We start from the raw sequence: 12,171 nt of genomic DNA on the forward strand, positions 1-12,171 counted from the left end.
TTTTTTGTTTAGTGATGATGATGATCGTGGTGGCCACGACGATCGTCATGGCGGTGATCGTGACGATGATGTTCACGACGTTCACGTTCATGCCAGCGACGTTCGCGCTCACGTTCATAGGCGCGATGACGTTTCCACTCTTCGTGACGCCACCAGCGATTATCATTGTACTGGTAGCGATCGTTCCACCAGCGCGGCTCGCGCCAGCGGCCGCCATCCCAGTAATTACCGTGACGATCGCGATCGCCAAGATGCAGCGTGACGCCGGGACCCAAATTGATGGTGGCGCTATTAGCTTCTGCTGTGTGTGTGGCTAATGGGGATAAAGTTGCCAGCAAGGCGGCAAACAAAATTGCACGTTTCATAACTTCTCCTTTTCAGTAGCTTATCTCTGCCACCGTTGCGCTAGTTTGCCACATCGGACCAGGTAAGCCTTGAGAATCAGTCTGAAAACGCTGAGGGAAATCTGAATTGAGAATTTTCTGCTGCGAAGAACGCCCGACAAATGCCGGGCGGGTAAACGTTTACACCAAGATATTATGGATGGCGCTAATTTCGTCTGTGCTTAGCTCTGACTGGCTCAACATCTCCACGGCGTCATCAATCTGCGCAGTTTTACTGGCACCAATTAATACCGACGTGACGCGCGCATCGCGCAACACCCAGCTCAGCGCCATTTGTGCCAGCTTCTGACCGCGCTGTTGGGCAATCGCCTGCAGCTGACGCACTTTTTCCATCTTCTCTTGCGTCAGCTGGTTCTCATTGAGGAACTTACTGCCGCTGGCGATGCGTGAATCTTCTGGAATGCCCTGCAAATAGCGGTCGGTTAACACGCCACCTGCCAGCGGAGAGAAGGCGATGCAGCCGACGCCGTTTTCGCCCAGCACATCCAGCAAACCCTGCTCTGGCGCGCGTTCAAACATCGAATAACGCGGCTGATGGATCAGGCACGGCGTGCCGAGATCGCGTAGAATCGCAATCGCTTCGGCGGCTTTATCTGCTGGATAGTTGGAGATGGCGGCATACAGCGCTTTACCCTGACGCACCACCTGGTCCAACGCGCGCATGGTTTCTTCCAGCGGCGTTTCGGGATCCGGTCGGTGATGATAGAAGATATCCACGTACTCCAGCCCCATGCGTTTCAGGCTTTGATCGAGACTGGAAATCAGATATTTGCGTGAACCCCAATCGCCGTAAGGCCCGTCCCACATGGTGTAACCGGCTTTTGTTGAGATCACCAACTCATCGCGTAGCCCATGAAAATCCTCGCGCAGGATGCGACCAAAGTTGGATTCTGCCGAACCCGGCGGCGGGCCGTAGTTATTGGCGAGGTCGAAATGAGTAATGCCGCGATCAAAGGCGTGACGTAGCAATTCACGGCTGTTATCCACGCGCGTACTGTCGCCAAAGTTGTGCCACAAGCCCAGCGAAATAGCCGGTAACTTCAGGCCGCTACGGCCACTACGACGATATTGCATTTGTTGGTAACGTTCGGGATGGGGAAAAGCAGTCATGCAGCGTTCCTGTCTCAAAGGGGAGAAAGTGACATCAGCATAGCAGTGTATGCGTTTACACTAAGGCGAAACGCGCCGAAGATCGCAACTTACAGAATTATCTGTCGTCGTAACGATAGCTTGCCACAAATCCCCGTTTCACCATGGTGAAAATCTCGCCAATTCAGCCACATCGCTAATACTCCTGATCATCCCCTTAACAAGGAGTTGTCGATGAAAACCCTCAATGTTGGCGAGTACTTACTGCACCGTTTACACCAAAGCGGCATCCGCCATTTGTTCGGCGTACCCGGCGATTACAACCTGCAATTTCTCGACAGCGTCATTGCGCATCCGGAAATCGCCTGGGTTGGTTGTGCCAATGAACTTAATGCCGCCTATGCGGCAGATGGTTACGGGCGCTGCAACGGCGCAGCCGCGCTGCTAACCACCTTTGGCGTCGGCGAGCTCAGCGCCATTAATGGCATTGCCGGCAGTTATGCCGAGTATGTACCAGTGATTCATATCGTGGGCGCGCCGGCGAGCAAAGTGCAGCAGCAGGGCGACTGCGTACATCATTCGTTGGGAGACGGCGATTTTGGCCACTTTTTGCGTATGGCGCAGGAAGTGAGTGCCGCCTCTGCGGTGCTGACGGCGGACAATGCGGTGGCGGAGATTGATCGGGTGATTGACGAGGCGTTGCAGCAACATCGTCCGGGCTATCTCTTGCTGGCCGTGGATGTGGCCGCCGCAGAAGTGACGATGCCCGCGGTTAAATCCGATGCGCAACCCAGTCATCATCAGATTGCCGCTGCGTTTGCCGACGCGGCAGAACGCTTGCTGGCACCGGCGCAGCGAGTCGCGCTATTAGCAGATTTCCTCGCCTCGCGCTGGCAATTGCAGCCGCAGTTGGAGACGCTGCGCCAACTGCGCGCGATTCCTGCCGCCACGTTATTAATGGGAAAAGGGGTGCTGAACGAGCAGCAGCCAGGTTATGTCGGCACCTATGCGGCTGAAGGCAGCAGCGATGCCGTACGCCAGGCTATTGAAGATACCGATGTCACGCTGTGCGTCGGCGTACGTTTCACCGATACCTTAACCGCCGGTTTCACGCAAAACTTGCCGGAAGCGCGGGTCATCGATCTACAGCCGTTTCAGGCGACGGTTGGCGGAGAGGTATTCGCCCCGCTGAGCATGGAGCAGGCGCTGGATGCACTGCTGCCCATTTACCAGCGTCACTGCGCGCATTGGCAGCTCGCGGCAGAGATAGAGTGCGAGGAAAATGAGCAAATCGATGCGGCGGTAATCAGTCAGCACGCATTCTGGCAGGCGATGCAGCGCTTCCTGCAGCCGGGTGATATTATCCTTGCCGATCAAGGCACCGCCGCCTTTGGTGCCGCAGCGCTGCGTTTACCGCAGGATGCACAACTGCTGGTACAACCGCTGTGGGGATCGATTGGCTATACTTTACCCGCCACCTTTGGTGCGCAAACGGCGCAGCCCGATCGCCGCGTGATCCTGATTATTGGTGATGGCTCCGCTCAGCTTACGATTCAGGAGCTGGGCTCCATGCAGCGCGATGGACAGCAGCCGATCATCTTCTTACTGAATAATGATGGCTACACGGTTGAGCGCGCGATTCACGGCGCAGAGCAACGTTACAATGATATAGCCCAGTGGAACTGGACTGCGCTGCCGCAGGCGATGAGCCTGCAGTGCGCGGCGCAGAGTTGGCGCATCAGCGAAACGGTACAGCTGGACGCGGTAATGGCGCAATTAATGCGTAATCGTCGCCTGTCGCTGGTGGAAGTGGTGATGGACAAACAGGACTTGCCGCCGCTGCTGCGTAAGGTTACCGCTGCGCTGCATCAGCGTAATAGCCGCTAAATTTCGGATAGTTGCCGCTGTGCAGTGAGGCAGGCGATCGGTAGGCTGTGCAGCATCTTTGAATGGATTACGCCCATCGTGCAGGTGGGCGTTGTTGTTTTATTGGCAGGCTTTTATAGTGTCCTGCAATTGTTTATGACCCAAGCGGAGCAGCAGAAGAATGACAACATACGCCCTGGTCGGCGATGTGGGCGGTACCAATGCCCGTCTCGCATTGTGTGAGGTGGAAAATGGCGCCATCTCGCAAGCCCAAACCTTCTCAACATCAGACTACGACAATCTCGAAGCGGTGATTCGCCACTATCTCGACGAGCAAAAACAGGACATCAAGCACGCCTGTATCGCCATTGCTTGTCCGATCACCGGCGATTGGGTGGAGATGACCAACCACGATTGGGCATTTTCCACTAAAGCGATGAAACAGAATCTGGCGCTGGAAAGCCTGGAGATCATTAACGATTTCACCGCCGTTTCCATGGCGATTCCGATGCTGAGCGAAAACGAAGTGATTCAGTTTGGCGGCAAAGTGCCGGTTGAAGGCAAACCTATTGCGATTTATGGCGCTGGCACCGGCCTTGGCGTTAGCCACTTAGTCCACGTGGACAAGCGTTGGATTAGCTTGCCGGGCGAAGGCGGACACGTAGACTTCGCGCCTAACAGCGAAGAAGAGGGTGAGATTCTCGAGGTGCTGCGCGCGGAGATCGGTCACGTCTCGGCTGAGCGCGTGTTGTCAGGTGCTGGATTAGTCAATCTGTATCGCGCCATCGCCAAATCTGATGAGCGTGAGCCAGAAAACCTCAAGCCAAAAGATGTCACCGAGCGCGCGTTGAAAGACAGCTGCATCGATTGCCGCCGTGCGCTGTCGCTGTTCTGCGTCATCATGGGTCGCTTTGGCGGTAACCTGGCGCTCAACCTCGGCACCTTTGGCGGCGTGTACATTGCCGGTGGCATCGTGCCGCGCTTCCTCGACTTCTTCAAAGCCTCCGGTTTCCGCGCGGCGTTTGAAGATAAAGGCCGCTTCCGCGACTATCTGGTGGATATTCCGGTGTATATGATTACCCACGATCAACCGGGCTTGCTGGGTGCCGGTGCACATCTGCGCCAGGTGCTGGGCCGCGAGCTGTAATCTTTGCAGGCGAGCGGCTTGCGCCGTTCGCCTTATAACCTCATCAACTGCCGAAAGGCTTTCACCTTGCTGCGACTCACCGGCACCTGCGCATCCAAATCGCGCAGCTTCAGCAAATAGGTGTTGTTAAACCACGGCTCGATTTCACGAATTTTGCTCAGATTGACGCAGTAAGAGCGATGGCAGCGGAAGAACTGCTGTTCCGGCAAGCGGCTGCAAAACTCACTGATCACCATCGACATCACATAGGCTTCGCGCCGCGTATAGACAAACGTCAGCTTCTCATGCGCTTCAACATAGTAGATCTCGTTGATATCGGTGACGATGATGCGCTCATCTTTCAGCAAATTAACGGTTTGGGGTGAGCTGGCAGGCGCGTTCTGCGGTTGCGATTGTTGCTGGGCGCTGGCTTCCAGTTTACGTAACATGGTGACGATGCGAGATTCATGATACGGCTTAAGGATGTAGTCAAACGCGTCCAGTTCAAACGCCTCAACCGCATGCTCTTTCCACGCGGTAATAAATACGATCAATGGCTTATGGGCAAATTGATTGATGTTTTGGGCCAGCAGCATGCCATCCAGCGAAGGAATGTTGATGTCGAGAAAAATGACGTCCACCCGATGGTTTTGCAGATATTTCAGCACCTCCAGCCCATCATCAAAACAGGCCTCAACGCTGATTTGGCTGTGCTGCTGGATCATCCAGCTCAACTCTTGCTGGGCGAGAAACTCGTCTTCAACGATGATGGCTTTCACGCAGAGGTTTCCGTGGTGTGGCGCAGCGGCACAGGCAGTTGCTGACCATTCTTGCTAAGAGTAAAGGCGATTTCGGTGCCCGGATAATGGCGGGTGATGTTCAGGCCCTGGCCGGAGAGCAATTTCACCCGATGATGCACATTTAGCAGGCCAATTTTGTTACCGGGCATCTCATTACGCGCCACGCGGTTCATCACATCCTCACTGATGCCGTCGCCAGTATCACGTACTGCAACGCGCACGCGATCGCCTAAATCTTTCACGCTCAAAGTGACCACGCCTTTGCCGCGACAGGGTTGAATACCGTGTACGATGGCATTTTCCACCAGCGGCTGAATCAGCAGGCTGGGCAGCGTAAAATGCAGATCCTCATCCACGTCATAAATCATTGTCAGCTTATCGCCGAAGCGCGCTTGCTCAATCGCGATGTAATCTTTCACCTGCCACAGCTCTTTCTTAATATCGATCAACTCGTCATCGTTGAGTTCCAGGTTGTAACGCAGATAGCGCGACAGGTTGATCACCAGCTGGCGCGCGGTGTCCGGATTGAGGCGAATCGAGGCCGAGATAGCATTCAGCGCATTAAACAAGAAGTGCGGGTTGATTTTACTTTGCAGTGCGCGCAGCTCAGCCTTGTTGGCCATCTCGCGAAGCTGCTCAGCGCGTGACACTTCCAGCTGCGTTGAGATGATTTGCGACAGACCAATGGCCATCTCTTTGAGCGATCCGGTGATGCGATGCGCGCGGCGATAATAGATTTTTAGCGTGCCGGTGACTTCCCCTTTTTCCCAAAGGGGAATAACCAGCATCGAGTGAATATCTTTGGTGCGATGCGCCTCATCGTTATTCTTGATAATGATTTTGCCGCTAGCGATAGCCTGCGCGGTGGTCGGGCTAATGGCGTCATCACCGTTGTGATAGTTTTGCTCGCCGTAGCCAACATAAGCGAGGATCTGTTTGTTGTTGGTGATGGCGACCGCATCGGCATGGATATCAGTACGAATGATGTCACACACTTTATGCAGCGACTGGCTATCAATCTGGCGGAACAGCGGCAGGGTCTTGTTGGCGATCTCCAGCGCCAGCTTGGCCTGACGCGCCGCAATCGCCTCTTTTTCACCTTCCACGCTCTGCACCAGCAGCACGATTAACCCAATGCTCGATGCGCCGAGGATCATCGGGAGTGCAATTTCGTATACAATCGACATGCCCAGCGCCATCGGCTTGGCCCACAGCACAATCAGTAGCATGGTCAGGCTTTCGCACAGCATGCCGCCGAGAATACCGGCGCGCCAGCGCTGCTCTTTCGTGACGCGGCGGTTAATGACGCCAGAAGCGATGCCAGCGATGATGCTGGTGATCAGACAAGGCACCGCCGTGACGCCATCGATATCAATCAGATAGCGATGCAAACCTGCAATTACGCCGGTGGCAATACCCACCCACGGCCCAAACAGGATGCCGCCAGACATCACTGCAATCACGCGTACATTGAGCAGCGAACCATCAACGTTAATGCCGGACCAGGTGCTGAATAGCGCAAACAGCGAGAAAATCGCGGTCACGGCCACTTTTTCACGCACTGAATGCTCATCTTTTTGCAACAGCTGACGGAACACCCGCATGCGAGTAAGGAAAAACAGGCAAATCAGCATTAGCGCCGCGCGGTCAAATACCGCCAGCAGCATGTCGAAGTGGGAAGGCAAGGGCATCTCTCAGGTCATGCTCGGGAAGCCATGATAAAAAATGTGATCGCGATCCGCCAGCGCCATAACAGTCTGCAGCTGTTTCTTATAGCCAGGATCAATTTTCATCATGGCGACCGAGCCATCCCGGCTAAAAGAGGAAAGCTTGAGTAACAAAAAGAGGATTAGCGAAACCGTGCGCCGATCGCTGGTTGTGGCTCTGCCGGTTTGCTATGTTGCCGTATGCAAAATAGCGGAGCCCAGCAATGCAATTACTCACCCCCCGTTTGTCCCTCAGTCGCTTACAGCCGGAAGACTGGCAGATTTTCAAAGCGGTGCATCAGGATGCCGCGACAATGACGTGGGTGAGTGAAATTCCGGACGAAAATGATATCCGCCAGCGCTTTACCGAGCGTCTGGCGCCATGGCAGGCGAGCAGTTTTCACATGCTGTGTTTGGTGGCGCGTATCCGCGAAACCGGCGAGCCGATTGGTCTGTTTGGCTGCAGCGCCGAATGGCATCCGTATCGCCAGGCGGAAGTGGGATACATGTTGCGCGATGCGTTTACCGATCTGGGTTATGGCAGCGAAGCGCTTAATGCGCTCTGTGAGTTTTTGCTACAGGCAGAGTTTCATAAGCTAAAAGCGATGGTGATTGAGGGAAATTGGCCGTCGCGCCGCATTCTGGAGAAGAATGGTTTCGCGCTTGAGGGCACGCTGCGGGATAATTATCTGCTAAATGGCCAATGGGTAAGCGATTGGGTGTTTGGCCGCCTGAATCCAAATAATTAAAATTATTTTATTCCGCTCTCGACAATCTTGTTATCAGCACGTTATGTTCTTGGTGCGGTCACCTCATGTGACCCACGTCGCTCGGACGGTCCGGGCGCTTACGTAATCCAGAGGACATCATGGCTGATAACAGCACACCCCGTCGTTTCTCGCGTATTGAACGCCTCCCCCCGTATGTTTTTAACATTACCGCTGAATTGAAGATGGCTGCGCGTCGGCGCGGCGAAGACATCATCGATTTTTCGATGGGAAATCCAGATGGCCCCACGCCGCCGCACATCGTAGAAAAACTCTGCCAGGTGGCGCAGCGCGAAGACACGCACGGTTACTCAACCTCGAAAGGCATTCCCCGTTTGCGTCGCGCTATTTCACGCTGGTACGCAGATCGTTATCAGGTGGAGATCGATCCGGAATCGGAAGCGATCGTCACTATTGGTTCCAAAGAGGGTTTGGCGCACTTAATGCTGGCCACGCTCGATCACGGCGACACCGTGCTGGTGCCTAATCCAAGCTACCCCATTCACATTTACGGCGCGGTGATTGCCGGGGCGCAGGTGCGTTCGGTACCACTGGTGGCGGGCGTGGATTTCTTCAACGAACTGGAACGCGCGATTCGTGAAAGCTATCCGAAGCCGAAAATGATGATCCTCGGCTTCCCGTCAAACCCTACGGCACAATGCGTTGAGCTGGACTTTTTCGAGCGCGTGATTGCGCTGGCGAAGCAGTACAACGTGCTAGTAATCCACGATCTCGCCTACGCTGACATCACCTATGACGGCTGGAAAGCACCGTCAATTATGCAGGTGCCGGGCGCGCGCGATGTGGCGGTTGAATTCTTTACCCTGTCGAAAAGCTACAACATGGCGGGCTGGCGCATCGGCTTTATGGTGGGCAACAAAGAGCTGGTGGCCGCGCTGGCGCGCATCAAGAGCTACCACGATTACGGTACCTTCACCCCGCTGCAGGTGGCGGCGATTGCCGCGCTGGAAGGCGATCAACAGTGCGTGCGCGATATCGCTGAGCAGTATAAACGTCGTCGCAACGTGCTGGTGAAAGGCCTGCACGAAGCGGGCTGGATGGTCGATTTGCCGAAGGCATCGATGTACGTCTGGGCGAAAATTCCCGATCACTACGCGCATCTCGGCTCGCTGGAGTTCGCCAAGCTACTGCTGCAGGAAGCCAAAGTGTGCGTCTCGCCGGGCATTGGTTTTGGTGATTACGGTGATACCCATGTGCGCTTTGCGCTGATTGAAAATAGCGATCGTATTCGTCAGGCGGTGCGGGGGATTAAGGCGATGTTCCGTGCCGATGGTATCTTACCAGGAACGGTTAAGGCGCTGGAAGAAGAGGAGTAAGGATTAAGTGGGGCGACAAACGGTCGCCCCGCCTGGCGATTCTACAGCATCAGTACGAAGGTACCGACCCAAAGCAACAGGAAGAAAGAAATTCCCATCAAGGCGTATCTCACAAAACAACTCCTCTGAGCGGTTACCCGGCGGGCGATCCCAAACCCGCGTAACCCGAACAGAATAAGAGAAAGGTGGAGTTCATCTTCGCTACACGCTTTCTTCTCAGGTCGCTCCAGGCAAGCCCAGAACAGGATCGAGCGCTAATTTACGCGGATTTGTCTCAAAAATAAATAGGCCACAACTGAGATGTTGCTCACATTTTCAGCGGGTCTCAATTTCCGGTATCGCCGACATGCCTACCCGCAGTTTTGCCAGATCCGGCTGGTTGGCATCCAGCACAATTTTCACCGGTAAACGCTGTACTACTTTGGTGTAATTGCCGGTGGCGTTGTCCGGTGAAATAGCGGAGAACGTCGCGCCGGTAGCTGGCGCAATGCTGTCAACGCGACCGGTAAACACCTTGCCCGGCAACGCATCTACCTTCACGCTGACTCTCTGCCCTTGCTGCACATCTGCCAGCTGCGTTTCCAGATAGTTAGCGGTGATATAGGTTTGCTGCAGTGGCACCACCGCCAGCAAACGTGTGCCGGCACTGACGTAGGCACCAAGGCGCACCGAACGCTGACCGACCATGCCATCGACCGGCGCCACGATGCGCGTATAGGAAAGATTAAGCTGCGCCTGGTCGACGCTGGCCTGCGCGGCGGCCACATCGGCAGCGGCCTGACGCACAGCAGCCTGTAACACGCCAACTTGCTTGATCGCCGCAGCCAGCGCCGCTTCGCTTTGACGCACGGTTGCCGAAGCCGAACGCTGCGTCGAGCTGGCTTTTTGCTGATCGTCTGCCGCAATGGTGCCATTTTTATACAGCTGGTTGTAACGTGCGGCACTTTGCCCGGCGTACTGCGCGGAAGCCTGGTTTGCCGCCACGGTCGCTTTCGCCTGGTCAATGGTGGATTGTTGCTGTTCCAACTGCGCCTGGCTGCTCAGGCGTTTGGCTTCGCTGACCTGCAAATTGGCCTGCGCAGTTTCCAGCGCAACGCGGTAATCGCGGTCATCGAGCGTCGCCAGCAGTTCTCCGGCCTTAACGCGCTGGTTATCCTGCACCTTGACGCTGGCGATATAACCGGAAACTTTCGGCGCCACCAGCGTGTAATCGGCATTCACATAAGCATCGGTGGTGCGGCCATCGTTGCCGGTCATGGTGGACCAGACAAAAAAGGCTATCGCCAGCAATACCAGTAATAGGGCACTCAGCAGCACCGTTCTTTTCATAGCAGAAGCTTGCATATCAATTATCTCGACGTCGTCGTAACAGGTTGAATCAGAGTTTGTGGCGGCCACACGCGTTTCGGCAGCCAGGCGGTTAACAGTAAAAGCAGGGCGGCGAACGTAATCAGCATCTGATAGCAATCACTCAGGCTCAGCACCATTGCCTGATGTTTCAATAAGGTGGCAAAGCCGCTGAGGTTTTCCGCGCTGCTGGCGCTGCCATCGGGCAGCAATGGCAAACTGCTGCTGGACTGGGCGCTGTTGGGAGCCGTCATCAACCACGAACGGCTGGCCGCGTTATCGACCAGCACGTTGGAGTGAAATTTTTCGCGGTGGCTAATAAACCACTCCACCAGCGTGCTGGCGGTGATGCTGGAGAAGCCGCGCACGGTGTTAAACATCGCTGAAGCGAACGGCCCTTCCGGCGGTGCGACCACGCTGGTGGCGCTCATCAACACCGGTAAAATCACCATCGGCTGGCCGAAAGCCTGCAGGATTTGCATCAGCCAGAAATTCTGGCGTGCCCAATCGGTGGTGATATGCATGCCCATCAGGCAGGACGTTACCAGCAGCGCGACGCCCGCCGTCAACATCCAGCGGCAATCGACCCAACGAATATTCAGCAGTGCGGCGATAAGAGGTGCGATCAATAACTGCGGTAAGCCGACGGTTAACGCCAGCGGCGCGAATTGCAGGGTGCGGAAGCCCTGCACCTGCGCCAGATAGGCCGAGGGCAACGCCGAACCCGACAGCGACAGAATCAACACGCCCGCCAGCACCAGCAATCCATGCGCCAGATTGCGCCTGCTTAGCATCTGCAATTTGAACAGCGGCAGCGGGTGAAACCATTCATTAATAAAGAACACAGTCAGCAACGCCAGCGCGCTGAATAATAGGCCGGCAAATAACGGTGATTCGAGCCAGTCGAGCCGCTCGCCCTGGGTTAGCGCCAGAATTAACAGCGCCATACCGGAGCATCCTGTGAGCATGCCAAATAGGTCTATCTGCTTAAATCGTTCGAGGCGCAGCGGGTCCTGCGGCAAGCCCCAGCTAATCAGCAGCATGGCAATCAACATGGCGGGAACCACTTGCCAGAATACAAACAGCCAGCTGACATCGTCGGTCCAGAATGCCGCCAGTGAAGCGGCCATATTCGGGCCAAAGGTGGCGGTCAGCGCATAGCCCGCCAGGCCGTACAATTTGATCGGCGGTGGCAGAAAGCGCAGCGCGACGGTCATCAGCATTGGCGGCAGCGCGCCGCCAAACACTCCCTGCAGCACGCGCAGGGCGATAAACAAGTTGGCGTTTGGCATCAGCGGTAACAGCAGGCCGCTCAGCATAAAGCCCGCAGAGACGCAGAGCGCAAAACGGCGCAGAGAAAAGGTGACGGCGAACCACGGCGCAATCATCATTGCCGCCACTTCAGCGGCCTGATAGGCGGAAATGATCCAGCTGCCTTGATCGTAACTGATGCCGATGGCGGCGCGGATATCCGCTAACGCAATGTCGGTGACGCGATCGTTTAATCCCGACGTGAGCGCGGCAATCAGCACGCCAACCAGTCCCAACGCCAGGCGCAGAGTAAACGGGTGGGGCGCCGGGGCCGCAGTGGGCTGGGCGTTCATAGCAGGCTTCTCGTTATATTGTTGATGCAGTGTATTGCAATGTGATACAGGTGGCATATTACATATCGATATGCTGTATTGCAATGTGATACAGGGTGTAAAAGTGCGATCATTCGCGCTAAAGT

General features: G+C 55.5%; 11 protein-coding genes. 4 read left to right on the forward strand and 7 right to left on the reverse strand.

Annotated elements, in window-relative coordinates; all coding sequences use genetic code 11:
• Positions 1 to 8: 8 nt before the first annotated feature.
• Entirely contained in the window at positions 9 to 365 is a 357-nt protein-coding gene (locus PMI17_RS10370) for a DUF2502 domain-containing protein (RefSeq protein WP_007889111.1), read from the reverse strand.
• Between the two features lie 159 nt (positions 366 to 524).
• Positions 525 to 1,514 (reverse strand): L-glyceraldehyde 3-phosphate reductase, encoded by a 990-nt coding sequence (gene mgrA / locus PMI17_RS10375; RefSeq protein ID WP_007889113.1) that lies wholly within the window; start codon positions 1,512 to 1,514, stop codon positions 525 to 527.
• Between the two features lie 213 nt (positions 1,515 to 1,727).
• Here mgrA and PMI17_RS10380 point away from each other — a divergent pair, with 213 nt between their 5' ends.
• Both PMI17_RS10380 and glk read left to right on the forward strand, forming a co-directional pair.
• Entirely contained in the window at positions 1,728 to 3,380 is a 1,653-nt protein-coding gene (locus PMI17_RS10380) for an alpha-keto acid decarboxylase family protein (RefSeq protein WP_007889116.1), read from the forward strand.
• Between the two features lie 160 nt (positions 3,381 to 3,540).
• Positions 3,541 to 4,506 carry a glucokinase gene (gene glk / locus PMI17_RS10385; protein WP_007889119.1) on the forward strand — a complete coding sequence of 322 codons (966 nt, stop codon included), beginning with the start codon at positions 3,541 to 3,543 and terminating at the stop codon, positions 4,504 to 4,506.
• Between the two features lie 32 nt (positions 4,507 to 4,538).
• On the opposite strand, the gene PMI17_RS10390 is transcribed toward glk, so the two are convergent.
• Complete coding sequence (locus tag PMI17_RS10390) at positions 4,539 to 5,264, reverse strand: LytTR family DNA-binding domain-containing protein (protein ID WP_007889122.1); 726 nt, start codon at positions 5,262 to 5,264, stop codon at positions 4,539 to 4,541.
• Complete coding sequence (locus tag PMI17_RS10395; RefSeq protein ID WP_036620850.1) at positions 5,261 to 6,952, reverse strand: sensor histidine kinase; 1,692 nt, start codon at positions 6,950 to 6,952, stop codon at positions 5,261 to 5,263. The genes PMI17_RS10390 and PMI17_RS10395 overlap by 4 nt, the downstream gene beginning before the upstream one ends.
• 263 nt (positions 6,953 to 7,215) lie before the next feature.
• On the opposite strand from PMI17_RS10395, the gene PMI17_RS10400 reads away from it, so the two are divergent.
• Together PMI17_RS10400 and alaC are read left to right on the forward strand one after the other, a co-directional pair.
• Positions 7,216 to 7,740 (forward strand): GNAT family N-acetyltransferase, encoded by a 525-nt coding sequence (locus PMI17_RS10400; RefSeq protein WP_007889127.1) that lies wholly within the window; start codon positions 7,216 to 7,218, stop codon positions 7,738 to 7,740.
• 119 nt (positions 7,741 to 7,859) lie between these two features.
• Complete coding sequence (alaC, locus tag PMI17_RS10405) at positions 7,860 to 9,095, forward strand: alanine transaminase (protein WP_007889129.1); 1,236 nt, start codon at positions 7,860 to 7,862, stop codon at positions 9,093 to 9,095.
• A gap of 41 nt (positions 9,096 to 9,136) precedes the next feature.
• Here the strand turns inward: alaC and ypdK are convergent, their stop codons facing one another.
• The 3 genes from ypdK to PMI17_RS10415 form a co-directional block, all read right to left on the reverse strand.
• A complete protein-coding gene (gene ypdK, locus PMI17_RS25380) occupies positions 9,137 to 9,208 on the reverse strand; it encodes a membrane protein YpdK (RefSeq protein WP_099686956.1) in 72 nt (23 codons plus the stop codon).
• A 202-nt stretch (positions 9,209 to 9,410) separates the two neighbouring features.
• On the reverse strand, positions 9,411 to 10,439 hold the full coding sequence (locus PMI17_RS10410) for an HlyD family secretion protein (RefSeq protein WP_007889131.1): 1,029 nt from the start codon (positions 10,437 to 10,439) through the stop codon (positions 9,411 to 9,413).
• A 5-nt stretch (positions 10,440 to 10,444) separates the two neighbouring features.
• Complete coding sequence (locus PMI17_RS10415; protein ID WP_007889133.1) at positions 10,445 to 12,046, reverse strand: MFS transporter; 1,602 nt, start codon at positions 12,044 to 12,046, stop codon at positions 10,445 to 10,447.
• Positions 12,047 to 12,171: the final 125 nt, after the last annotated feature.

The organism is Pantoea sp. GM01 (genome assembly GCF_000282675.1).
Classification (GTDB): Bacteria; Pseudomonadota; Gammaproteobacteria; order Enterobacterales; family Enterobacteriaceae; genus Pantoea; species Pantoea nemavictus.